The sequence below is a fragment of the Ensifer sp. CCNWLY38 genome (genome assembly GCF_037120565.1).
Classification (GTDB): Bacteria; Pseudomonadota; Alphaproteobacteria; order Rhizobiales; family Rhizobiaceae; genus Ensifer; species Ensifer adhaerens_H.
In genome coordinates, this window is the sequence record NZ_JBBBBO010000003.1 from 210863 (window position 1) to 234458 (window position 23596).

A 23596-nucleotide genomic window follows, 5' to 3' on the forward strand; every position below is an offset into this window, starting at 1 on the left:
GGAGCGCTCCATCACCCCAACCGACAGAAGGAAACGGCATGTTCAGGTTTCTGCTTGTCCGCATCGCCTCTGCCATTCCGGTGCTGCTTGTCCTCAGCGTCGCGACCTTCGCCATCATCCAGGCCCCGCCCGGAGACTACAGCGATTACATCCGCTCGCAGCTGATCAACCAGGGCGGCGCGTCCTATGAGGAAGCCGAAGCCCAGGCGCAGGCCTATCGCAAGGAGCATGGACTCGATAAGCCGATGGCGGTGCAATACGTCAACTGGATGACCGGCATCCTGACGCGTGGCGATTTCGGCCACAGCCTCTACTACAACAAGCCGGTGGCCGATGTCGTCGGCGAACGCCTGCCGCGCACGCTGGCGCTGGCGCTCGTCTGCCACATTCTCGCGTCGGTGATCGGCATTTCCTTCGGCATCATCGCTGCGACCCGGCAATATTCCTGGATCGATAGCCTGCTTTCGACGGTTGCCTTTCTCGGCATGACGGTGCCGCGCTTCCTGATGGCGCTGATCATCGTCTATATCCTCGTCTTCCACTTCAATGTCAGCGAAATCAACAGCTTCCATTCGGCCCGCTACGGTGGCGCGCCCTGGTCGTGGGACAAATTCGTCGATCTGGTCAAACATGTCTGGCCGGTCGTGGCGATCGCCACCTTCGGCGGCCTCGCCTACAATATGCGGGTGATGCGCGGCAATCTGCTCGACACACTGAACGCGCAATATGTCGAGACGGCGCGAGCGAAGGGCTTGAGCGAAGGGGCCGTGGTCATGCGCCACGCGGTTCCGAACGCCCTGCACCCGCTGATCATGTATCAGGGCGTCGTGTTGCCCTATATGCTGACGGGCGAGATCGAAACCGCGATCATCTTCGCGCTGCCGACCGTCGGTCCCGCCATCGTCGGCTCCATGTGGGTGGGCGACGTCTATGTCACCGCCACCTTCATGTTGGTGCTGTCGGCCACGCTGATCCTCGGCAACATCATCGCCGACATGCTGCTCGCAGCACTTGATCCGCGCGTGCGTCTCGGAGGAGCCCCGGCATGACCGTCGAGATTGAGACGACCCTTCCGCTCGCCATCGAGCCCAAGAACGAGCAGCACAATGAAAGCTACCAGGCGCTCGTCTGGCGGCGGCTGAAGCGCTCCTGGACGGGCATGCTCGGGCTGGTCCTCGTCGGCCTGCTGATCTTCATGGCGGTCTTTGCCGACTTCCTGTCGCCGGTCGATCCGAAGGCAACCGGTGTCGCCTTCGCGCCGCCGCAGGCGATCAGTTTCACCGACAAGGACGGCAACTTCGTCTTTTCGCCGCGCAGCTACCCGCTGAGCGAGGGCACGGAGCTTGACCCGATCACCTTTCAGCCGATCATCGGCCCCGATTACGACAATCCGCAGATCCTCGGATTCTTCGTCAAGGGCACGCCCTACCGCCTCTTCGGCCTGATCCCGGCCGAGCGCCACCTTTTCGGCGCGGTCGATGGCTCGCCGGTGCATCTGCTCGGAACCGACAAGTTCGGCCGCGACGTGCTCTCGCGAATTTTGGTCGGATCACGCATCTCGCTGATGATCGCGCTGATCGTCGTTTCGATCGTGACCGTCGTCGGCACCACCGTCGGCATGGCGTCGGGTTACTTTGGCGGCCGCTTCGACGTCTGGACCCAGCGCTTCGTCGAGCTGGTTCTCGCCTTCCCTCAACTGCCGCTCTATCTGGCGCTGACCTCGCTGATCCCGGTGACGGCGCCGACCAACGTCTTCCTCGCCTTCGTCATCATCGTCATGTCGGCGCTCGGCTGGGCGCAGATGTCGCGCGAGGTGCGCGGCAAGACGCTGGCGCTCGCCCGTATCGATTATGTGCGGGCGGCCATCGCCGTCGGCGCCAGCGACCGCCGCATCATCTTCCAGCACATCCTGCCGAACGTGATGAGCCACGTGATCGTCGCCGTCACGCTGTCGATCCCGCAGGTGGTGCTGCTTGAATCCTTCCTCGGGTTCCTCGGCTTTGCGGTCAAGCCGCCGCTGATTTCCTGGGGGCTGATGCTGCAGGACACATCAACCTATTCCGTCATCGGGTCCTATCCCTGGATCCTGTCGCCCGTCGCCTTCGTGCTTGTCACAGTCTTCGCCTTTAATGCTCTCGGCGACGGCCTGCGCGACGCCATCGACCCCTATTGAGGAGGACGCTTCATGACTGAGACATTCGACGTCCTCGCCGCTGCGCCCGCCGAGCGCAAGGATCTTACCGAACGCAACGGCCGGCCGATCATCGACGCCCGCAATGTCGCGGTCCGCTTCAAGGTCGAGCATGGCACGGTGGAGGCGGTGAAGGACGTGTCCTTCCAGCTCTACCGCGGCGAGACCATCGCCATTGTCGGTGAGTCCGGCTCGGGCAAATCGGTGACGGCCCGCAGCGTGATGGGGCTTTTGTCGAAGCGCGCCACCGTCGCTCCGCAATCGCGCATCGACTATGACGGCAAGGACGTGCTGAAATTCTCTCCACGCGAACGGCGCGCCTTGCGTGGCAATCGGCTGGCGATGATCTTCCAGGAGCCGATGAGTTCGCTCAATCCGGTCTATACGGTCGGCGCGCAGATCATTGAGGCAATCCGGGCGCATCGCAGGATGAGCCGCCGCGCGGCAACCGAGCGTGCACTGGAACTGCTGCGCCACGTGCGGATCCCGGACCCCGAGCTTCGGCTCAACCAGTATCCGCATCAGCTTTCCGGCGGCCAGCGCCAGCGGGTGATGATCGCCATGGCGCTCGCCAACGATCCGGATGTACTGATCGCCGACGAGCCGACGACGGCGCTCGACGTCACCGTGCAGGCGCAGATCCTCAATCTGATCCGCGACCTGCAGCGCGAGCTAGGCATGGCGGTGATCCTGATCACCCACGACCTGACGGTGGTGCGGCAGTTCTCGGACTACGTCTATGTCATGCAGTATGGCGAGGTGAAGGAGCACAACACCACGGCCGCGCTCTTTGCCAACCCATCACATCCCTATACCAAACGGCTGCTCTCATCGGAGCCGTCAGGCGCCGCCAAGCCACTGCCGGACAATGCGCCGATCATGCTCGACGGGCGCGACGTGAAGGTCTCTTTCACATTGAAGAAGGGCGGCCTGTTTCGCCCGAAGTTCTCCGAGCTCGTCGCGGTCGACAGGCTGAGCCTCAATCTGCGTAAGCACGAGACACTTGGGCTTGTCGGTGAATCCGGTTCCGGCAAGACGACCTTCGGCCAGGCGCTGATCCGCCTGCTCAATGCCGATGGCGGCGAGATCTTCTTCGACGGTATCCCGATCCACGACAAGGACCGGACCGCGATGCGGCCCTTGCGTTCGCGCATCCAGATCGTCTTTCAGGATCCCTTCGCCTCGCTCAATCCGCGCATGTCGATCGGCCAGATCATCGAGGAGGGGCTGGTCGTCAATGGCATCGGTCAGAACCGCAAGGAGCGGCTCGACCGGGTGGTGGACGCGCTCAGCGCCGCCGGCATGCCGGGCAACATCCTGTCGCGCTTCCCGCATGAGTTTTCCGGCGGCCAGCGCCAGCGCATCGCGATCGCCCGGGCGATTGCGCTCGAGCCGGAGTTCATCCTGCTCGACGAGCCGACCTCGGCGCTCGACCTCTCTGTGCAGGCCCAGATCATCGAGCTGTTGCGCAAGCTGCAGGACGAGCGGGGCTTAAGTTACCTCTTCATCTCCCATGACCTCAAGGTCGTGCGCGCGCTCTGCCACCGGGTGGTGGTGATGCAGCATGGCAGAATAGTCGAGGAGGGGCCGGTGAGCGAAATCCTTTCCAATCCCAAGACCGCCTACACCGAACGGCTCGTGAAAGCCGCCTTCGATGTGGCAGCATGACCACGAAAAACCAGAGGCAATCCATGACCAGACAACCCAAGATTACCTTCATCGGCGCCGGTTCCACCGTCTTCATGAAGAATATCATCGGCGACGTGCTGCAGCGGCCGTCCCTGTCCGCCGCGACGATCGCGCTGATGGACGTCAACCCTGAGCGCCTCGGCGAAAGCGAAATCGTCGCCGGCAAACTGGTGCGCACGCTCGGCGTCAAAGCCAAGATCGAGACCCATTCCAACCAGCGCAAGGCGCTCGAAGGTGCTGATTTCGTCGTCGTCGCCTTCCAGATCGGCGGCTATGAGCCCTGCACGGTTACCGATTTCGAAGTGCCGAAGAAGTACGGCCTGCGCCAGACGATTGCCGACACGCTCGGCGTCGGCGGCATCATGCGCGGGCTTCGCACGGTGCCGCACCTCTGGAAGATCTGCGAGGACATGCTGCAGGTCTGCCCCAACGCCATTCTGCTGCAGTATGTCAACCCGATGGCGATCAACACCTGGGCGATCTCGGAAAAATTCCCGACGATCCGCCAGGTCGGCCTCTGCCACTCGGTGCAGGGCACGGCCTTCGAGCTGGCGCGCGATCTCGATATCCCGGTGTCGGAAATCCGCTACCGTGCGGCCGGCATCAACCACATGGCCTTCTACCTGACCTTCGAGCACAAACAGGCCGACGGCAGCTTCCGCAACCTCTATCCGGATCTGGTGCGCGGCTACCGCGAAGGCCGCTTCCCCAAGCCCAGCCACTGGAACCCGCGCTGCCCGAACAAGGTGCGCTACGAGATGCTGACGCGGCTCGGTTACTTCGTCACCGAAAGCTCCGAGCATTTCGCCGAATACACGCCCTATTTTATCAAGGACGGCCGGCCTGATCTGATCGAGAAGTTCGGTATCCCGCTTGATGAATATCCGAAGCGCTGCGTCGAGCAGATCGAGCGCTGGAAGGGGCAGGCTGCAGCCTTCAAGGAGGCCGAGACGATCGAAGTGGCAGAGAGCCACGAATACGCCTCCTCGATCATGAACTCGGTCTGGACCGGCGAGCCGTCGGTGATCTACGGCAACCTCCGCAACAACGGCTGCATCACCTCGCTGCCGGAAAACTGCGCAGCGGAAGTGCCCTGCCTCGTCGATGCCTCGGGCATACAGCCGACCTTCATCGGTGACCTGCCGCCGCAGCTGACCGCACTGATCCGCACCAACATCAACGTCCAGGAACTGACGGTGCAGGCGCTCGTGACCGAGAACCGCGAGCACCTCTACCACGCGGCGATGATGGATCCGCACACGGCGGCCGAACTCGACCTCGACCAGATCTGGTCGCTCGTCGACGATCTGCTGGTTGCCCATCGCGACTGGATCCCGGAATGGGCGCGGGTTTCGAAGAAAATCCAGGCGGCCTGACTTTTTCTCCCGGTCAGGTCGCGATTGAGCCCCGGAACGTCACGTTCCGGGGCTTCTTCCGTTCACGCATCGACCATCTGACAAAGACCGGAGTCGCCGTTCGCTGGTCGCGCAATCTCAAATAACAGGGAATACTAATACAACCTCTCTGAATAAGGCTTTCGATGTGATAAACTCATCGCGGGAGTAACAGCCGGTTTAGGAGATGCCAGCCTCCGTTTCATCTTGCAGTTCAGTCGTTCGTGGATGTCGAGGCAGTGTCTCCACCATGCCGGACCCGGTCAGGCCGTCCGCACAGTCGACCTTTGACCAGAACTCGGATTGGGAGGTGTATGATGGTTCGCAAATTGTTTCTCATCTTGGCTGCCGCGGCGTCCGCGCTTGCGATCAACGGAGCCGCTTGGGCCGACTTCACGGTCCTCGTGCCATCCAGCAGCGAGGGTGATGGCCTTAGGGCTGCTGCCGACGACTACTCGAAGATGAAGGGCACGAAGGTGGAGATCGTGCAGGCGCCTTATGCCAACGTCTTCGAGCAGGGCGCCAATGCAGGGGCAACCAAATCCGGCGTGTTCGACATCATCCTGATGGATGACCCGTGGATTCCGTTTTTTGCCGAGAACGGACATCTCGAGGATCTGACGCCATACTTCAAGAATGCGGGCCTAGAGGGGCCGGACACCGACTTCCTGTCGAAGTCGCTGGCGATCTGCCGCAACCCTTACAATACCGGCCCCTATGTTTGCCTGCCCTATGTGGGAAACGCCCAGATGTTCTTCTATGACGCCGCCAAGTACAAGGAAGCCGGCGTCGACGCGCCCAAGACCTGGGATGACGTCTTGAAGGCGAGCCAGACCCTGACCAAGGACGGCGGCGGCCGCTACTTCGGCTACGTCTTCCGTGGCGGTCAAGGTAACCCGGTCGTGGCCGACTTCATGCCGATCTTCTGGTCCTACGGCGCCGATATGTTCAACCAGGATCGCACGAAGGTGACGATCGACACGCCGGAAGGCGCCGCCGCGATGAAGACCTTCATCGCGCTCCGCGACGTTTCGCCAAAGGGGATCGAGAGCTACAACGCCAACGAAGTGGGTACGGCGCTGGCCGCCGGCACCGCCGCCTCGTCTATCAACTGGCCGAACTGGGTTGCGACCTTCGAGGATCCGAGCCAGTCGAAAATGGTTGGCAAGATTTCCTACACCCCAATTCCGGCGGGCACGAAACCGGGCAGCTCGGAAATCGGCCACTGGACCATGGGCATCATGTCGGCCTCCAAGAACAAGCAGGAAGCGTTCGACTTCATGCTGTGGGCGACCTCGCCGGAGCAGATCAAGATCTCCGCCGGGCGCGGTAATCCGCCGGTGCGGACCTCGGTCTTCACCGATCCGGAACTGACCAAGCAGGAGCAATTCCGCCATTACCCCGTGCTGATGGAGGCGATCCAGGCTTCGACGCCTCGCCCGCGGCACCCGAAGTGGCCGGAGATCGAGAACGCCTTCGGTATTGAGCTCTCCAAGGCGGTCGCGGGCACGATTACGCCCGAGGAAGCGCTGAAGAACTCACAGGCAGCGGTCGAAGAAATCACCGGTCTTAAATAGGCGGACGCATGTATCGGCAGGGCCAAACCCTGCCCTCGCGGTCCACCGGCATCGATCCGGTGGACCGCATTCGAGGTCAGTGCAGCTACAGCGCCGCGCGTCTTACGAGACGCGCAAAGGTCGCTGCAGCACTTTGAGTTGCTGCATGTCTTTGTCCTTAAATCGAGGTCGATTTGAGGAGACATGCAGTAGCGCCTGCGGGAGAAATCGATGTTGAAGCCCGGCAAAGGCATACCGGCGGCGTCGTTCCGAGTGGGTGGCGCGTTCGAACATTGGACCGAGCGGCACCTGCGCTACCTGATGCTGGCGCCGACCATGCTCATCCTTCTGGCGCTGACGATCTTCCCCAGCCTCTATATGTTCTATGCGGCGGTCCACAAGATCAGCCCCAATCCCGACCTGCCCTGGCAATTCGTCGGTCCAGGCAATTTTGCGCGGCTCTTGACCGATGCACAATTTCACGTCGCGCTGCGCAACACTGCGGTCTTTACCATCGTCTCCGTGGCAGTGGAGTTCGTGCTCGGTCTCGGCCTCGCGCTGCTTCTTGATCGGTTCATTCGCCGGCTCACCTTCTTGAAGACCGTGCTGATGATCCCGATGATGCTGCCACCGATTGCCGTCGCGATCACCTGGAAGATCATCTACGAGCCACAGTTTGGCGTGCTGAACGAGATCATGTACCGCCTCGGCCTTCCACTGCAGGCCTGGGCGGGCGACGTGAACCTCGCGATGTTTTCGATCATCGTTGCCGACGTCTGGCAATGGACGCCTTTCATCTTCCTTCTGATGCTGGCGGGGCTGGCAAGTCTCCCGGTCGAGCCCTACGAAGCGGCCGCGCTTGATGGCGCCTCGTCCTGGCGGCAGTTCTGGGACCTCACGCTGCCGTTCCTCAAACCGGTGATCGCCATTGCCTTGCTGCTGCGCGTCATGGATGCGCTGCGCCTTTTCGATCTCGTCTTCATCCTGACGGGAGGAGGTCCCGCCGATCGCACCAAGGTCCTGAGCCTCTATATCTACCAGGTCGCCTATCGCTTCGCCGATCCCGGCTATGCGGCGGCGATATCGCTGTTCGTCCTGTTCGTGACGATCGTTCTCAGCACCTGGTTCATGAAACGCATGCGGCTGGCGGATTGACGACAATGGCGACGACGACCCTCCCCACACGCAGCCGCACCAGAGAATGGCTCATCCGCCTGTCCGCCTATCTGGCGATCCTCGTCGCCTTGGTGTTCACGCTTTTCCCGATCTATTGGATCGCCGCGAACTCGTTCAAGTTCGACATCGACATCTTCGCCGTGCCGCCCGAATGGCTGCCGCGCAACCCGACATTGAAGCACTATGACGAAGCCTTCATTCAGCGACCGTTCCTGCGTTACGCGCTGAACAGCTTCCTCGTCGCGGTCGGCACGACCATCGTTTCCGTGGTTTTTGGTACGATGGCGGGTTATGCGCTGGCGCGCTTCAGCTATCCCTGGCAATGGCGCAAGCAGATCTCGTTCTGGATCCTGTCGACGCGGATGATGCCGCCGATCGTCAGCATCATCCCGCTCTACCTATTCTTCAACTACTTCGACATGCTCAACACGAAGTCGGCGCTGATCATCGCCTACACGGCCTTCAACCTGCCGTTCGCCACCTGGATGATGAAGAGCTATTTCCAGGACCTGCCGGTCGAACTGGAAGAGGCGGCGATTGTCGACGGGGACACGCGCTGGGGCGCCTTCCTGCATGTCGCTTTGCCGCTCGCCAGGCCCGGGCTTGCGGCGACGGCCATCTTCTGCCTGATCATCTCGTGGAACGAGTTCCTGCTGTCCCTGATCATCACGCTCACCGAGCAGTCGCAGACGCTGCCGATCGGCATCGCCGGGCGGGTGACGCAGTACAAGACCTATTGGGGGGAAATAAGCGCCGCCGGCTTCATGGCCTGTGTGCCGATCGTCATCTTCGCTTTCATTGTTCAGAAGCATCTCGTCCGGGGGCTGTCTCTCGGGGCGGTCAAGGGGTGAGATGATGGCGTCCGTCACGTTCAGCAACGTCTGCAAGAAGTTCGGCGAATTCGTCGCGGTGTCCGACTTCAATCTGGAGGTTCGGGACAAGGAGTTTCTCGTCCTGCTCGGCCCTTCCGGCTGCGGCAAGACCACGACAATGCGCATGGTTGCCGGTCTCGAGGAGGCGACATCGGGTGACATCTTCATCGATGCGGTACGCATCAATGGCGTGCTGCCGAAATACCGCGACGTGGCTATGGTCTTCCAGTCCTATGCGCTCTATCCGCACCTGACCGTCGAGGAGAACATCGGCTACCCGCTCAGGATACGCAAAGTGCCTGAGGAGGAACGCAAGCAACGTATCGCCGAGGTCGCACGCCGGGTGGAACTCGAGACCATGCTCTCTCGCCTGCCGAAGGAGCTTTCCGGCGGCCAGCGCCAGCGCGTCGCGCTCGCCCGGGCGATCGTGCGCACGCCGCGCGTCTTTCTCATGGATGAGCCGCTTTCCAATCTGGATGCCAAGCTGCGCACCCAGATGCGCGCGGAGCTGAAACATCTTCAGCACGAGTTGCAGGTCACGACGATTTACGTCACCCATGACCAGATCGAGGCGATGACGCTGGCGCACCGGGTGGCGGTCATGAACAAGGGTGTGATCGAGCAACTGGGAACGCCGCGGGAAATCTACAGCGATCCGCGCACGCTGTTCGTCGCCGGCTTCATCGGTTCGCCGCCGATGAACCTCATTCCGGGCGGGGCGCGCGACGGTGTATTCACAAGTGCCGGCTTCAGGGTCGGTGGGCTCGGCCGGGCGACCATTCCCCGCGCGGTTCTCGGTGTTCGCCCGGAAGATGTCCAGGCAACGAGCGCCGCAGACGCCGATGTCAATCTGGTTGCGCCGATCTATTCGGTCGAGCTCACCGGCGAGAACACGCTGGTCAGCCTGCGGCTCGGCGCTCAATTGCTGACCTTGCGTGCAGACAAGAATTTCGCCGGCCAGATCGACCAGCTGATTGGCATCAAGGTCGTGGCCGACCGGGTGTTTCTGTTCGATGGCGAGTCTCAGCGTCGTGTCGACTTCTGATTTCCGGGTAGTGGCTGTGTCGATCGCGCTGACGCTTGCGGCAGGGTCAGCCTCCGCGGATGACGGCCCGATCACCGGCAATCCGCTCGTCGATGTTCCCGCCGGCACCTTCGTCTTCGGTCGCGATAATGGCCCGGACAACGAGCGTCCGCGTCGGCAATTGCTAGGCGGTGCGTTCGCGATCAACCGCACCGAAATCACGAATCGTCAGTATCAGGATTTCGTGGCTGCAACGGGTCATCGCTCCGCCTTCTATGCCGATCACCCGCTACTTGGTTTGGACGATCACCCTGTCGTCGGCGTAAGCTGGGCGGATGCCGACGTCTTTTGCCGTCATCACGGCCTCACCCTTCCGTCGGAGCAGCAATATGAGAGAGCGGCGCGCGGAACCGAGGGACAGGCGTTCCCTTGGGGCATGGCGCCGGCGGATCATTGGCGGGTCAATGCCGGCGCGGCGATTTGTTGCTCCGGCGATGCGAGCGACGGCTATCCGATGACTGCGCCGGCGATGTCGTTTGCCGCCGGCGCGAGCGGCGAGGGGGTGCTCAATCTCATCGGCAATGTCTGGGAATGGACCAGCGATCTCTATGCGCCCTATGAACCCAAGGGAGCCAGATCGTATCGCGTACTGCGTGGCGGGTCCTGGAACAGCGATCCGGCGCATCTTACCACAACCTATCGTTTGGCTTATGATCCGGATTTCCGGTTCTCGGCCAATGGCGGCTTCCGATGCGTCCGTTCCGGCAGATGACGATCCTCGTCGCCTTTTTGCTTCTGGCAGCAGGAGCCGCTGCCGAGCCGACGGTCGCGCCCGGCTATCGGCTCGAAAGCTTCAGCAAAACCGGTGCCGCCTTCGCCGGCCTTTCTCGCGATGGCGAGGCTCTGCTCGTCACCGATCTCGCCAGTGGCCGGCTCTATCGCCGCATGCCGGGCGGCGATTTCGATGCGTTCGGTCCGGTCTTTCCCCATGGGCTCGATGTGATCGGCGACCCAACCGGTCCCTATCGCGTGTTTCGCGCCGGTGACAAACTGATCGTCGCCCAGGGCTGGACGCCGGCAAACGGCGCTGAGGGACCCTATGACCATGCGCTCATCGCGCTCGACGGTGCCGGCGGACGCCACGTCATCAGCGCCGATTTCTGGAACCCGTTCGACCTTGTCGCCGTCGAGGATGCCTATTACGTCGTCGACTCCGCGCGCAACAGTGTCGAGCGTCTTGGGGTCGATGGCCGCAAGCAGACGATCATGAGCTTCCGTCGTCTGCGGCAACAGGCGACTGGGTTGGAGACGCTCTCGCCGACGGAGTTCAAGGGTGAAGACAGCTACGAGGTCGACGCCGTGCCGACCGGTATCGCGCTTCGCGAGGGGCGCCTCTATGTCGCGCTCTTCGGCGGCTTTCCCTTCCTCGGCGGTGCCGGAAAGGTCGTTTCGATGGCCGAGAAAGGGGAGCGCACGGAGGTGCGGCCGGACGTTGAGGGCCTGAACGCACCGGTCGCCATTGCTTTCGACGACGAAGGACAGATGCTCATTCTCGAACACGGCCTATACGACCAGCAGCAAGGGTTCCGGTCAGGAAGCGGCCGGCTGCTGCGGCTCGACAAGGCGACGGGCAGCCGGGAGACGGTGGTCGACGGCTTGACGCGACCGGTCTCCGTGCTCGTTTGGGATAGCAGCCAGATCGTCATCTCCGAACTTGGCGGAACGCTCCTCTTCCTGACACGGAAGGAGAGGCGCTGACGTCGCAGTTGCCGGGGCTGACTATCGTGAGCTCATGCAGCAAATCAAAGCGCTACGGCGACCTTTGCGCGTCTGATAAGACCAGCGGCGCTGTAGAGCGTGGCCGAGCCTCAATTCGCCCGCGCCTCCAGCCAGTCGTGCCACTCCGCCTCGCTGCCGTGGAAGACGTTGAGGTCGATCTTGCCGTCGACGCCGTGAGACAGGCCCGAGCCCGAATACTGCCAGAACAGCCACTTGCGGTTCGGGTAGACCTTAGACGGATGCTGGGCCACGGCCCTCAGCCAGAACGGATACTTCTGGAACGCGCCCTGCAGGTTGTCGGCATAAAAGTCCGGGGCGGTGTAGATGATCGGGCGCTGGCCGTAATGCGCCTCGAGCTTGTCCATGAACACCTGCATCTTCTCGCGGACGCGCTCCGGCGACAGGCGACGCTTGCAGCTCGATTCGCCGTTGTATTCGACGTCGATGACCGGCGGCAGCGCGCCGGGCTCGCGCGGAACGTTGCGAATGAACCAGTCCGCCTGCTCGCCGGCGGTGCGGCACCAGTAGAAGAAGTGATAGGCGCCGCGCCGCATGCCGGCCGCCTTGGCGGCGCGCCAGTTCTTCTTGAACATCGGGTCCAGATGGTCGCCGCCGTCCGTCGCCTTGATGAAGGCGAAGTTCGCCCCTTGAGTGCGCAGCTTCGTCCAGTCGATCTCGCCCTGCCAGCGTGAGACATCGACGCCGTGAACGGCCATCTTGCGCGGATTTTTGGCGCGGCCGAAATTGATCGGCTTGGCGTCGCGGAAACGGTGACCGTAGATCCGCGAACGCCCCTGCGGCATCGCCTGCGTCACCGGATTGTCCGGCGCGACGAAGGCGACCGGGCGCGCGCCCGGAACGGGCGTGGCCAGGGTCGTCGTGGTCGTCGTGGTATTGGCCGTGGGCGCAAAGGCTTCGGGCTCCGGAACCGGGCCGGCCCAGGCGAGCATTTCCTGCGGCGGTGCGGATTGGACGCTCTGGGGCGGCGTGACCTCGGCCACCCTTGCGCCGACATTGGCGGCGGGTACCGGCGCGGCCGAAAGCACGACAGAGCTGGTCGTTTCGCGCGACGGCCGCGGTGCGATCGTGTCCAGGCTCGAACTGGAAGAGCAGCCGGAAACCAGGCCGGCAAAGATGATTGCGGTCGCAGCTGAAAGACGCATGGGCACCCGTACGCAAAACAAGGTCGACGGCGATCGCCGGCCGACAGGTGTGAAATAGCTAACGGAAGCTTACCCAAAAAGTTTGAATCCAATCTTACCAAGCCGACCCAACTTCACGCACTGGAGGTTGCAATCAGGGGCAGATTGACGCAGGCGCAGGGACACTTTCAACCAGGGCTATGTTCGACGCCAAGGCTCGTTCGTTGCCGCTGGCTGGTCCGAAATTCGAGATTGCGGGCAATGGTTTCGTCAAGTGCGCCCGAGGCATCGGTGATCATCGTTGGCGCGAAATGCGAGCGGAAGCCTTCGCCGACCCGAAAGGCCGGCGTGTAGAGCGGCCCAAGCGGCTGCGTCGTCGTGACATAGGTGAGATTGTCGTCGCTGCCCGAACGCGTCGGAAGACCATGGCGATGCATGACCGAGGGCAAAGCGAGGCGCAGGCTGTTGGCCAGCAGATGGATCATCTGCCGGCCTGAAAGCGATCGGCGGTAATTGCGGTAGAAGCCCAGGCAATGGCGCAGGATTTGGGTCCGATTGCCGTCGAGGCGCGACAGCTTGCGGGCAAACAGGGCGACGTCGTCAAGGTTGTCGATGGGACGGGTCATCAGCGTAAACCCATCCATGTCGCGCAGTTTGGCGGATGGAAGGAAGCGGCCCTCCGCGGCGCATTCGTCAAACAGGGGGGTGCCCAACAGCGGGATCGTCAGGCTCAGAAAGGCCGGCAGCGGCATTCTGCTCTCGCCGGTGATGAAGGCGAGTTCGTCCTGCATCGCCTGCATCGTCTGCGACGACGGGTCGAACATCAGCCCGTACTGGAAGGCGACGCCGGCTTTGAGGCAGGTCTGAATGGCTTCCAGCTGCGGCACCACGAGGTTCTGTTTCTTCTGGTAGCGCTTCAATTGCGCTTCGTTCAGCGTCTCGACGCCACTGAAAAGGCCGAGACAGCCGGCCGCCCGCACCGCTTCGAGATTGTCGGGGTCTCGAAAGAAATCCCCGGTGACGAGCGCAATCCAACCCTGAAACAGCCCCTCTTTCCAAAGCGACCGGATCAGGTCGAGCTTGGCATGGAAGGCATCCTTGCTGTTGCCGTAGAAATTGTTGTCGATGAACAGCACGTATTTCTTGGCCGGGACATTGCGCAATTGCGCTTCGATATAGCCGAGGTCGTAGCTGTGATAGCGCCGGCCTTCGGCGGTGAGCGCACAGAAGCTGCACTTGAAATTGCAGTAGCGGCTCGTCTCGACATAGCTGACCGGGCCGCCCCAGCCGGCGAGGTCGAAGCGCGGCAGGATCGTCTCGGAGACGGCCCATTCGCCAAAGACCTCCGTGATAACCGCCTGCATCTCCTCGACGTCACCTTCGCAGGCGTAATCGAAGGTTTCGGCGCTCGAAACCGGCAGATTGCGGACGACCGGCCCGCCGGCGACGATGACGCAGCCTGGCGATTTCGTGCGGGCATAGGCGGTCAGATGACGCATCCGGTCGAAGGCGGCGGTGACCCCGGTCAGCACCAGCATGTCGAGTTCCGCGAAAGCCGCTTCGTCGACGAGCGGCCCGTCGTGAAATTCGCTGTAGGCGCGAAGGCTCACGCGATTAGGGGCGAAGGCGCCGGCCAGGAACAGGTGGCCGGTTCCCTGCGGGATGAAATCGGGGCGACCTTCCGGATTTCTGGTCTCGTCGAAATGCGCAAGCACGATCAGGACGCGAGGCACTCGATACTGGTTCACGCATGGCCTCCCTCGAACGCAACAACCGGGACATGGGGCGGAAACTCGGCCTGATCGAGCTGGAGGACCTCGCCCCAGGTGTTTTGCCGAACGGCAAACATTGTCTCCAGGGCCTGCCACGCCGCAGCATCCTTCGGCCCCGCCGGGTGGTGCAACGAGGCGAGCGCCACGGCCGGCATCTCCAATTGTATCGCCTCTGCGAAGGCGTATCGCGCCACCCGCTCGGCGCGTCGTTGCTGGCCGTGATGCAGGTAAAGGGTCGCCTCGCCGAGTGCTGCCGTTGGGCGGCCGATCGGATAGACGCGCGCGAACCGCTCGAGCTTTCGCAGGACAAGCTGTGCCGCTGCCGGGTCGCCGCCATCCGTGTCGCTCGCGACGTCGAACAGCCGGGCAAGCGCAGGCAGGGTTCGCGTCTTCATTGCCGGGTTGAGCGTCTGGCACCAGGAGAATGCGCGTTCGAACCACGCCTTTGCTTCGCGCGTGTCGCCTTGCCGCCGGGCGGCTTCCGCCAGAAGCGATGCGCCCTCGATGCAATGCACGAGTTCCAGTCCGTCGGCCTTGGCGGTGATGATCTGCCTGAGTTCATCGAGATCGGCGTCGATGGCGGCCCATCGGCCCAGCGCCGCATGACCCCTGAGGCGGCCGAGCAGGCCGCATCCAAGCACCTGGGTGTCGCCGCGCCTGCGGCCCTCTTCGCAGATGCGCTGAACCAGGATCTCCCAAGGTGCAATGCCTTCGAAGGCGGAGGTCAGCAACCAGGGACCGGAAATCGTCTCGAGGCCAACGGCCACCTCGCACCAGCGTCTCAAATCGCCGACGGTCGAGGCGTTGTTGAGGCCGGCCTCGAACGCCCGCTTGCCTTCGCGCCAATGGCCGATGCCGATTTGGTACATGCCCGACAAAAGGTCGACGCGCACGCGCGTTCCCAGTTGATCCACGCGCTCCGAAAGGGCGGCGGCCAATCGGCTGTAGTGCTCGGCCTGTTTGTGAAGCGGGATCACGCCGCATATGGCGCCGAGGCTCGCGTAATTGGTGGCGGTCGTCGGCGAGACATACTTGTTTCTTTCGGCAAGGTTCGTCGCCCGAAGCGTCGCATGGATCAGCCGCAGCTTCTCGCTGGTGAAGTAGTAGATCCGCGTCAGGTCCTCATGCGCCTTTGCCGCGAGAAGGAACGGATCGGATGGCGATCGCGAGATCTCGCGCTCCAGAATCCAGTCCTTGTCCCCGTGGGTCGCGCGACGCCACACCTGTTCGGCAAGATCGAGAACGAGATGCAGCGCAAGGCCGGCCGATGTGCGTGGAAGCGGCAGGCCGGAAAGCCGTAGGCCCTCCTCATAGGCATGCCTCGCAGCCTCGGCGCGGCCGAGATTGAGACTGGCCTCCCCGAGCAGGAAACAGGCGGCCGCCCGCCGGGCAGGCGTGATCGTGATCGAGAGCTCGCGCGCGGTCTTGAAAAAGCGCTCGATCAGGTCGACGACGGCGGCATTGTCGAACTGGCGCAGACGCAGCTCGGCGACACGATCCAGGTAGTTGAATGCCAGAGCTGCATCGCCGGCGCGCTCCCAATGGCTCAATATGCGCGGCAGGTTTTCCGCATTGTCGGGCTGCCCGCTTTCCTCCATCGCCTGGGCGATGGCCCGATGTGCCTCACGGCGCTGTTCCGACAGCATGCTGTCGTAGATGGCCTGTCGGATGACGGCGTGACTGAATGTGAAACGACCCGGACGGTCGTCCATGGGTTTGATCAGATGGGCCGCCTGCAGCCGCTCGATGCTTGCCTCGATGTCCAAGGCGGACTTCCTGATCGGTGAAAGCGCCTGGAGTTCGGCGATGGAAAAGGTCGCGCCCATGGCGCTTGCGATCTTCAGGAGAGCCTGGAGCTCGGCCGAAAGCTGGTCGGTTCGGGCGATCACGGTGACCTTGGCCGTATTGAGCAAGGTCGCTTCGTTTGAACGGGTTTCGGCGAGCGACAGGGGCGCCTGGGTTTCCGCAGCCTTCGGCAACCGCCGTTCGCCGATCATCCGACAGATTTCGCGTATGAGCAGCGGGTTTCCAGCCGACTGCGCATAGACCGCTTCGCAGAATCCATCTGCCGGGGAACTGCTGCCGATCGACGCGCGCACGAGTGAAATCGTGCCCTCGAAGTCGAGCGGCAAGAGATCAAGTGTCTGCGCACCATTGTGGTGTTGTCCGGTCCACCGCGTCAGGTCCTGCTGCGTCCTGGCCGTGCGGGTTGACACAACGACCGGGATCGGCGCCGTTCCGGAAACCAATCGGCCCAACAGCTGACCGGATGCCTCGTCCAGCCAGTGGACGTCCTCGAGCACCACCAGGCCGCGCCCCCAGGAAAGGCTGTCGGCCATCAGGTCGCGCAGCAATTCACGCAGCCGGTGCGACCGCCCGTCGCCCGACATCGCCCGGGTCTCGACCGTGTCGGTCAAGGTGAGGTTGATGGCATCGTTCAGCAACGGCGCCAGATGGGCGAGTTCCGCTCGGTGGGCGAAGAACTGCATCACCTGATCGGAGGCTTCGGCGCCGCGCAGGTCACCGATACCAAGCAGGTCGCGGATCACGCCGCGCCAGGCAAAATAGGGCACGTCGCTTTCGATATCGTCGGCATTGCCGACCAGAACCTGGCTTCCATGGTCACGGCAGGCTTCGACGAAGGAACGAAGCAGCGCCGATTTGCCGACGCCGGAATCACCCTTGACGATCATCACGCCGGTGGCCTGTCCTCTGCCTGCGCGCTCCACGTACGCGTTGAGTGCTGCAAGTTCGGGCGCCCGGTTGAAGAGAACGGGGGACTTGGTGTCGATCGTCGCGACGGTCTCGGCAATCGGCGCGAAGGCGACCACGCCGCCGCGCATGCCGGGCACGGCAAGTGTCCAGGGGCCGGAAAAAGCAATCTGGCCGGCAGTCTCCTTCGCCGTCGCCTGGTCGACGAGAATGCGGCCTGCGGCAACGCTCGCCAGCCGGGAGGCCATGTTCACGGCGGCTCCAACGACGGTGTAGTCGGCACGATGGATCGTGCCGAGTGCGCCGCAGAAGCTCTCGCCGGTCGAGATGCCGGCCGACAGGCCGAGATCCGGCTCGCCGAGCTCGTTCGACAGGCGAAGGGCAGCGATGATCGCCCGGCGCGCATTGTCGGCATGTTTCTTGCCGGGCAGGCCGAAGACGGCGAAGACTTCGAGCCCGCCGGAATGGAGGGCTGTGTGCAGGATCTCTCCACCGGTGCGGCCGACGACAGCAATCGATCGTGCTACGAGCTTGTTCAACCGATCGAGATCCGTATCGAGATCGCGCCCGACGATATGCACGAAAAGCGCGGTCACGGTCCTGAGGTCTGCGAGCCATTGTGAAAGCGGTGAGAGCAGGCGGCTGCGCAGCGAAAGGGGTAGATAGGCCTCAAGCCGGTCGGTTGCGGAGCCCGGCTGAGTGCGGGGCGCTTCCTTCGTGGTCGAGAAGGGCTCGATGCTATGGAGGCGTGTGGTCCCTTCCCGGTTCAGCCCGCCCTTGGCGCGCCTGCCGATCAGCTGCCACGCGGCATCGGAGACGAGAATTTCTCCGGCGTCGCTCAGTTGGCCGACATGATCGGCCTGGGCCAGGCAGTCGCCTGCGACGATCAGCCAACGCTGGTCCGCGCGCGGCAGCAGGTGCAGCAGCGTGATGGCGCCGGCACCGACGGCGATGCGCAGTTGAAGCGCGTCTTCGGGATTACCCGGCCCGCCGATTTGCTCGCGGATCCGTTCGGCGCAATAACAGCTGCGCCAGGCCGTCTGTTCGAGCTCATCCGGGGACGGTGCCCGCCAGCCGGCAATCAGGCTGTCGCCGGCGAAACTCAAGACCGTGCCGCCATGCTCCTCGATATGGTTGATGAGCTCGCCCATGAAGGCGTTCAGAAGCAGGCTGACGCGTTCGGCGCCGGCAGCGCGGTCACTTTCGGACCATTTGGCGGTCAAACGCGTAAAGCCGGAAATGTCGGCGAAAAGCAGCGAGCCGAGGAAGTCTTCCCGTGCGGGGGCAGCCGATTCCGTCGCTGCCGGGGAGGACCATTGGACCAGGGCTCCGGACAGGTAACGTTGGAACTCATATTTGCCGGCGCCACCAACCACGCAAAATTCTCCCCAAGATTTTAGAGTAACACGCCTCCTGTCTGACTGAAAGTCGGCTCACGCTGATCTAGGGGACGCCAGTAACGGCAAGTAAATATCTGTTTCGCGCGGCTTTCGGACGGAGTAATGTTTGCCCGATTGTTCGAGGGGGTCTCGCAACAGGAGGGGACGATGGGGGTCGACTGGGCTGGTCCGGTCGCCGCCGTGACGCGCCGCGATGTCTTGCGGCTGGTTTCGGCGGGCGTGCTTGCAAATGTGCTTTCCGGGTGCCGGCATCTGCCTTCGCCCGGCGCCTGCAGTCTCAGTCATCCGATCATCGATGTTCATTGCCATTTCTTCAATGCGGCCGATGTGCCGGTGGATGGTCTGGTTCGCTACGTGGCGCTGCGCGAGAAGATGCCGGAGAAAAGGCTCTCCTCGAACGCGCAGGAGGCGAAGGGGCTGGAAAATGCCCTGGTGGTCTTCCTGGTGACAGCGCTTGGCGACGTCGCGCCCAAAGCCAAGCATGAACTTGCTGTTCTGAAAAAAGGCGCGCGGCGGCTTTCCGACGCCGAGCTCGCGCGGCGCAAGGATGAACAATTGCGCGTCGCGATAAGGGAGCTGGTCGCGCGCGCAGACGAGCAACGCTCGACGTTCTCGAGGCGCAGCGTCGGCGAATCGCCTGACTACGACGGCCTGCTGCGCCAGCTCGGCGGCGCGCCCAATCTGCAGACATTCCAGCGGCGTTCGGACGGCGGTGTGAGTGAAGAGGATGTCGATACGTTGGCCACCGCTGCAAAGGCGCACGACCAGATCGGAACCTATCTTTCCTTCGTCCGGCTGATGCAAGACTATCGGGAAAACCTGGCGGAAGCCTATATCAAGATCTTCGCGTCCAAATGTCGGCTCTCTCTGATCACGCCGAGCATCCTGGACTTCGATAGATCGCTTCACGGGACATCGTCGCCACAGCGCGACCAGATCGATGTCATGGACGAGGTCCAGCAGATCGTCACCAGGAAGCACGGCATCCGCATGCACAGCTTCGTCGGCTTCGATCCGCATCGGGAAGCGCAAAGGCCGGGTTCATCGCTGGCAAGCGTCCAGTATGCGATCATGGAAAAGGGCTTCATCGGCGTCAAAATCTATCCGCCGATGGGCTTCAAGGCGTGGGGCAATGCGGATCCGGCGATCGATGCCGCGCTCAAGCGGCTTTACGTCTGGTGTCGCGACAACGATGTGCCGATCATGGCCCATGCGGAAAACAGCATCGGGGCCGGCTGCGGCTATGGCAATCTTGCAAGCCCCGCCTATTGGAAGAAGCTGCTCGACACGAACCAGTACGACAAGCTGCGGATCAACCTGGCGCATTTCGGCGCCTTCGACGAAATCCTGCGCCCGGGGGCGCCGACGGGCGTGATGGTCTCCTGTGCCCAGGACAAGTTTTCCGGGCCGCCGACCTGGGAAGAGATCATCGGCAGGACGATCGATCACGAGCGTCGCCCGAACCTGTTCGCGGATTTGAGTTATCTCAGCGAGCTGGTCAGCAGCGACGACAAGAATCTTCACGCGAAGATCCGGCAGCTGCTGGACGAATGGCTTGATGATTATGACCCCGACGCCCGCCATCTCATGTTCGGCACCGACTGGTCGATGATGGCGCTGGAGAAGGACTACAACGCCTATGTTTCGAGAATAGTCGAGCAGATGACGCTCGCTAGCGTCAGCGACGAGCACCAGCAGAATATCCTCTGGAGGAACGCTTCCCGCTTTCTCGGTCTCGACCGGCCGGGCAAAACGCGCGACCGGCTTACCGCCTATTGCGACAAGCACGGCCTGGGTTCGGCCTGGCTTTCCGGACTGGCGATTGCCTGAGGCAGAGCCGCGCCGTCAGGTGATCCTGCTGTTTTCCTGGATCAGCGCCACGGCGCGGTGCGTGCAATCCACTCCCGCGTCCGCCCCTCGGGATCGGCATTCAGCGTGATATCGGTGACGACCGCGGCGCTGTCGGCGCCATGCTCGAAGACGCCGGCAATCCGGTCGATATTGAGGCCGCCGATCGCAACGAGCGGCAGCGGCGTGACGCGCTCCCGCCAGGCGGAGAGGCGCGGCAGCCCCTGCGGATCCCATTTCATCTGCTTGAGGATCGTCGGATAGATCGGTCCGAGCGCGACATAGTCAGGTTTGGCGGCAAGCGCCGTCACCAACTCCCTCTCGTCGTGGGTGCTGAGGCCGAGCTTCACGCCGGAAGAGCGGATTGCGGCAAGATCCGCATCCGCGAGATCCTCCTGGCCGAGATGGACGAAATCGCAGCCCTCGTCGATCGCGAGGCGCCAGTAGTCGTTGACGACGAGCTGGCACCCATGATGGTCACAGATCGCCTTGGCCGCGCGGATCTCGTCGCGAAGCTCCGTTTCCGGACGATCCTTGACGCGAAGCTGCACCAGTTTCACGCCGAGCGGCACCAGCCGCTCGATCCATTGGGCGCTATCGACGATGAGGTAGAAGGGGTCGAGTTTCACGCGAACACCGCCTTTCCGATGACGGGCGTGGAGGGAACGGCAAAATCGCGTGGTTCGAGCATGCCCGCCTCGAAGGCATCGCGTCCGGCGTCGATTGCCCGGGCGAAGGCCGAGGCCATCAGGGCCGGTTTCGTTGCCCCGGCCACGGCGGTGTTGAGCAGAACCGCGTCGAAGCCGAGTTCCATCACCGTGGTTGCGTGTGAGGGTCGGCCGATGCCGGCATCGACGATCAGCGGCATGTCCGGAAAATGGGCCCGCATGGCTCGCAGCGCCGGGATGTTCTGCGGCCCCATGGCGCTGCCGATCGGCGCGCACCAGGGCATCAGCACCCTACATCCGGCCTCGACGAGGCGTTCGCCGACCACCAAGTCGTCGGTCGTGTAGGGGAAGACCTCGAAGCCTTCGGCGCAGAGGATGCGTGCTGCCTCGACCAGCCCGAAGACGTCGGGCTGAAGCGTGTCCTGATGGCCGATGACTTCGAGCTTGATCCAGTTGGTGCCGAAGACCTCGCGTGCCATCTTGGCAGTCAGCACCGCCTCCGACACCGAGTGGCAGCCGGCCGTGTTTGGCAGCACATGTACGCCGAGCGACCGGATCAGTTCGAAGAAGGCGCCGCCCTGGCGGCCGCCGGCGGTTTCGCGACGCAGCGAAACCGTGACGATCTCGGTCGCCGACGAACGAACCGCGTCTTCGAGCGCGGCAGGCGAGGGGTAGCGGGCGGTGCCCAGAAGCAGGCGGGAACGCAGTTCCTGTCCATAAAGCGTCAGCATGTCTCAGCCTCCTTTCATCGGCGAGAGAATTTCGATCCGGTCGCGATCACTGAGGGAATGGGCCGAACGGTCGGCTCGGTGCACCAGCTCGCCGTTGACGGCGGTGGCAAGCCAGTCCCCTTCGAAGTCGAGTGCGGCCAGGAGTTCGGCAAGGGTCGTGACTGTGAGGTCGTGATCCTCGCCGTTGACGGTCAATTTCATGCGGCGTCTCCCTTCAGGTTCCGGGCAAGGGCAAGATCCGCCGCTTCCTCGGCCAAGGCCGGTGAAAGCAGGAAGCCGTGGCGGTAGAGCCCGTTGAGCGTGATGGTGGTTCCGGCACGCGTGACGCGCGGCAGATTGTCGGCAAAGGCCGGCCGGACGCCGGTGCCGGTTTCGAGAAGGCGCGCCTCGCCGAAGGCGGGGTGAAGCGCATAGGCTGCGTTCAGCAACTCCATCAGCGAGCGGGCGGTGATCGGACCGCCGTCGTCGGTTTCGATCATGGTCGCCCCGCACATGAAGAGGCCATCGCCGCGCGGCACGATGTAGAGCGGGATACGCGGATGGATCAGGCGGACTGGCCGCGACAATTCCACTTCGCCGGTCTGCAGATAGAGCATCTCGCCGCGCACGCCGCGCAGGCCGGCGATGGCGCCGATGCGCGAAGCGCCGCTGCAGTCGGCAATCAGATCGCTGTCGCTGTTACTATCCACCTCGCCGATGAAGGCGACGCCGTGCTCGACGAGCTTTTGCCGCAGCAGGACTAGCGCTCGACGAGGGTCGAGATGCGCCTCGCCCGGGAAGAACAGCGCCTCTCGGAAGCGTCCGGCAAGCGCCGGCTCGATCCTTGCGATCGCTTTTTCGTCGAGCCATTCGAAGCCGGTCGTGCGCGAAGCGAAGCGTTTGAGTTCACCGGCGTCTCGCGGCGGAGCGACGACGAGGGTGCCGTTGCGCGACACTTCGCCCGGAAGCGCGCGGTCCCACCAGTCGATGGCGTCGATGCCGCGCGTCAGCACCGTTTCCTCGGCGCTCTCGCGTTCACACCAGGGCGCCAGCATGCCGCCGGCAAACCACGAGGCCGCCCCGCCGAAGTCCGGCTGCCGCTCGGCAACGGCCACCTCGACGCCGCGGGCGATCAGCTCATGCGCCAAGGTCAGCCCGACGACGCCGGCACCTTTGATCAGGGCGCGCATGGTCAATGCGCCCAGCTGCGGCGAGCCGAACGTCGGTCTGAAGGAAGCAGAATCGCGATGAAGATACGCATTGCCGAGGCTCCATTGTTGGAGACCCAGCTCGGACCGGAAGAGAGGGAAGGACGCCTTGCCGAGATCTGCTCGCGCGAACGCGAATGCGGCAGCGATGTCTGCACCGTCCCTACGCCAGTATGAACTGGATCAGGTTCAACGGGTCACTGCGCCGCGGAAACCGCCTAGCAGAATCTCAGCCCCTTGTCGGGACACCCCTGGTGAATGCTTCAAACTGAGCGGCTGGATCGGATTTTGTCAAGGGCTGCCGGTGTGTACCTCGTGCGCAAAAAATTATCTATAAAAAGTGGAAGGACGTGTGTTCTTGAGGCTCGGTGGTGTCGGTAGCGGGCATTGGTCGAGAGATCGACGGCTAGTGCAAGGCGCAAGGTCCCGAAAATCCGGGCATCTGGCCGTTGCTG

Annotated in this window: 19 protein-coding genes and 1 riboswitch; of the genes, 12 read left to right on the top strand and 7 right to left on the bottom strand. The window is 63.0% G+C overall.

The features are described 5' to 3' along the window. Positions 1-38: 38 nt before the first annotated feature. From V7S54_RS08070 to V7S54_RS08115, 10 genes are all read left to right on the top strand, one after another. Positions 39-1049 carry an ABC transporter permease gene (locus V7S54_RS08070; RefSeq protein ID WP_065373374.1) on the top strand — a complete coding sequence of 337 codons (1011 nt, stop codon included), beginning with the start codon at positions 39-41 and terminating at the stop codon, positions 1047-1049. After that, positions 1046-2173, top strand: a complete 1128-nt coding sequence (locus tag V7S54_RS08075) for an ABC transporter permease (protein ID WP_336408159.1) — start codon at positions 1046-1048, stop codon at positions 2171-2173. Before V7S54_RS08070 ends, V7S54_RS08075 begins: the two co-directional genes overlap by 4 nt. Positions 2174-2185: 12 nt before the next feature. Beyond that, complete coding sequence (locus V7S54_RS08080) at positions 2186-3859, top strand: ABC transporter ATP-binding protein (protein WP_336408160.1); 1674 nt, start codon at positions 2186-2188, stop codon at positions 3857-3859. A 23-nt stretch (positions 3860-3882) separates the two neighbouring features. Beyond that, positions 3883-5256, top strand: a complete 1374-nt coding sequence (locus tag V7S54_RS08085) for an alpha-glucosidase/alpha-galactosidase (protein WP_336408161.1) — start codon at positions 3883-3885, stop codon at positions 5254-5256. A gap of 335 nt (positions 5257-5591) precedes the next feature. Beyond that, the gene (locus tag V7S54_RS08090) at positions 5592-6851 is read left to right on the top strand and encodes an ABC transporter substrate-binding protein (RefSeq protein WP_065373371.1); all 1260 of its coding nucleotides are present in this window, start codon (positions 5592-5594) and stop codon (positions 6849-6851) included. 210 nt (positions 6852-7061) lie between these two features. Beyond that, positions 7062-7985 (top strand): carbohydrate ABC transporter permease, encoded by a 924-nt coding sequence (locus tag V7S54_RS08095; protein WP_336408162.1) that lies wholly within the window; start codon positions 7062-7064, stop codon positions 7983-7985. A gap of 5 nt (positions 7986-7990) precedes the next feature. Then, positions 7991-8857, top strand: a complete 867-nt coding sequence (locus V7S54_RS08100; protein ID WP_065373369.1) for a carbohydrate ABC transporter permease — start codon at positions 7991-7993, stop codon at positions 8855-8857. Between the two features lie 4 nt (positions 8858-8861). After that, positions 8862-9923: an ABC transporter ATP-binding protein gene (locus V7S54_RS08105; protein WP_336408163.1), complete on the top strand. Its 1062-nt coding sequence runs from the start codon at positions 8862-8864 to the stop codon at positions 9921-9923. Between the two features lie 28 nt (positions 9924-9951). Then, positions 9952-10674, top strand: a complete 723-nt coding sequence (locus V7S54_RS08110) for a formylglycine-generating enzyme family protein (RefSeq protein ID WP_442892549.1) — start codon at positions 9952-9954, stop codon at positions 10672-10674. Continuing rightward, complete coding sequence (locus V7S54_RS08115; protein WP_336408165.1) at positions 10653-11660, top strand: ScyD/ScyE family protein; 1008 nt, start codon at positions 10653-10655, stop codon at positions 11658-11660. Before V7S54_RS08110 ends, V7S54_RS08115 begins: the two co-directional genes overlap by 22 nt. Before the next feature lie 110 nt (positions 11661-11770). Here the strand turns inward: V7S54_RS08115 and V7S54_RS08120 are convergent, their stop codons facing one another. From V7S54_RS08120 to V7S54_RS08130, 3 genes are all read right to left on the bottom strand, one after another. After that, the gene (locus V7S54_RS08120; RefSeq protein WP_336408166.1) at positions 11771-12844 is read right to left on the bottom strand and encodes a glycoside hydrolase family 25 protein; all 1074 of its coding nucleotides are present in this window, start codon (positions 12842-12844) and stop codon (positions 11771-11773) included. A gap of 167 nt (positions 12845-13011) precedes the next feature. Further along, positions 13012-14571, bottom strand: coding sequence for a B12-binding domain-containing radical SAM protein (locus V7S54_RS08125; protein ID WP_336408167.1), 1560 nt, complete (start codon positions 14569-14571; stop codon positions 13012-13014). Further along, positions 14568-18683, bottom strand: a complete 4116-nt coding sequence (locus tag V7S54_RS08130) for an AAA family ATPase (RefSeq protein WP_336408168.1) — start codon at positions 18681-18683, stop codon at positions 14568-14570. The genes V7S54_RS08125 and V7S54_RS08130 overlap by 4 nt, the downstream gene beginning before the upstream one ends. A gap of 171 nt (positions 18684-18854) precedes the next feature. On the opposite strand from V7S54_RS08130, the gene V7S54_RS08135 reads away from it, so the two are divergent. Further along, positions 18855-20537 (top strand): amidohydrolase family protein, encoded by a 1683-nt coding sequence (locus tag V7S54_RS08135; RefSeq protein ID WP_336408169.1) that lies wholly within the window; start codon positions 18855-18857, stop codon positions 20535-20537. Between the two features lie 41 nt (positions 20538-20578). Here the strand turns inward: V7S54_RS08135 and V7S54_RS08140 are convergent, their stop codons facing one another. The 4 genes from V7S54_RS08140 to thiO are packed head-to-tail and all read right to left on the bottom strand — an operon-like array spanning position 20579 to position 23123. Further along, the gene (locus tag V7S54_RS08140) at positions 20579-21184 is read right to left on the bottom strand and encodes a thiamine phosphate synthase (RefSeq protein WP_336408170.1); all 606 of its coding nucleotides are present in this window, start codon (positions 21182-21184) and stop codon (positions 20579-20581) included. Continuing rightward, positions 21181-21954 carry a thiazole synthase gene (locus V7S54_RS08145; protein ID WP_336408171.1) on the bottom strand — a complete coding sequence of 258 codons (774 nt, stop codon included), beginning with the start codon at positions 21952-21954 and terminating at the stop codon, positions 21181-21183. Before V7S54_RS08145 ends, V7S54_RS08140 begins: the two co-directional genes overlap by 4 nt. Positions 21955-21957: 3 nt before the next feature. Then, positions 21958-22155: a sulfur carrier protein ThiS gene (gene thiS, locus V7S54_RS08150; RefSeq protein WP_057251890.1), complete on the bottom strand. Its 198-nt coding sequence runs from the start codon at positions 22153-22155 to the stop codon at positions 21958-21960. Then, complete coding sequence (thiO, locus tag V7S54_RS08155) at positions 22152-23123, bottom strand: glycine oxidase ThiO (RefSeq protein WP_336408172.1); 972 nt, start codon at positions 23121-23123, stop codon at positions 22152-22154. Before thiO ends, thiS begins: the two co-directional genes overlap by 4 nt. Positions 23124-23180: 57 nt before the next feature. Between thiO and V7S54_RS08160 the strand changes: the two genes are divergently transcribed. After that, a complete protein-coding gene (locus V7S54_RS08160; protein WP_162770845.1) occupies positions 23181-23318 on the top strand; it encodes a hypothetical protein in 138 nt (45 codons plus the stop codon). Continuing rightward, positions 23284-23404: riboswitch (TPP riboswitch) on the bottom strand. It overlaps the preceding gene by 35 nt. Between the last annotated feature and the right edge of the window lie 192 nt (positions 23405-23596).

Coding starts and splice junctions, on each gene's coding strand:
- V7S54_RS08070 (WP_065373374.1), top strand. CDS start 39: ATGTTCAGGTTTCTGCTTGTCCGCATCGCCTCTGCCATTCCGGTGCTG.
- V7S54_RS08075 (WP_336408159.1), top strand. CDS start 1,046: ATGACCGTCGAGATTGAGACGACCCTTCCGCTCGCCATCGAGCCCAAG.
- V7S54_RS08080 (WP_336408160.1), top strand. CDS start 2,186: ATGACTGAGACATTCGACGTCCTCGCCGCTGCGCCCGCCGAGCGCAAG.
- V7S54_RS08085 (WP_336408161.1), top strand. CDS start 3,883: ATGACCAGACAACCCAAGATTACCTTCATCGGCGCCGGTTCCACCGTC.
- V7S54_RS08090 (WP_065373371.1), top strand. CDS start 5,592: ATGGTTCGCAAATTGTTTCTCATCTTGGCTGCCGCGGCGTCCGCGCTT.
- V7S54_RS08095 (WP_336408162.1), top strand. CDS start 7,062: ATGTTGAAGCCCGGCAAAGGCATACCGGCGGCGTCGTTCCGAGTGGGT.
- V7S54_RS08100 (WP_065373369.1), top strand. CDS start 7,991: ATGGCGACGACGACCCTCCCCACACGCAGCCGCACCAGAGAATGGCTC.
- V7S54_RS08105 (WP_336408163.1), top strand. CDS start 8,862: ATGGCGTCCGTCACGTTCAGCAACGTCTGCAAGAAGTTCGGCGAATTC.
- V7S54_RS08115 (WP_336408165.1), top strand. CDS start 10,653: ATGCGTCCGTTCCGGCAGATGACGATCCTCGTCGCCTTTTTGCTTCTG.
- V7S54_RS08120 (WP_336408166.1), bottom strand. CDS start 12,844: ATGCGTCTTTCAGCTGCGACCGCAATCATCTTTGCCGGCCTGGTTTCC.
- V7S54_RS08135 (WP_336408169.1), top strand. CDS start 18,855: ATGGGGGTCGACTGGGCTGGTCCGGTCGCCGCCGTGACGCGCCGCGAT.
- V7S54_RS08145 (WP_336408171.1), bottom strand. CDS start 21,954: ATGCTGACGCTTTATGGACAGGAACTGCGTTCCCGCCTGCTTCTGGGC.
- thiS (WP_057251890.1), bottom strand. CDS start 22,155: ATGAAATTGACCGTCAACGGCGAGGATCACGACCTCACAGTCACGACC.
- thiO (WP_336408172.1), bottom strand. CDS start 23,123: ATGCGCGCCCTGATCAAAGGTGCCGGCGTCGTCGGGCTGACCTTGGCG.
- V7S54_RS08160 (WP_162770845.1), top strand. CDS start 23,181: ATGAAGATACGCATTGCCGAGGCTCCATTGTTGGAGACCCAGCTCGGA.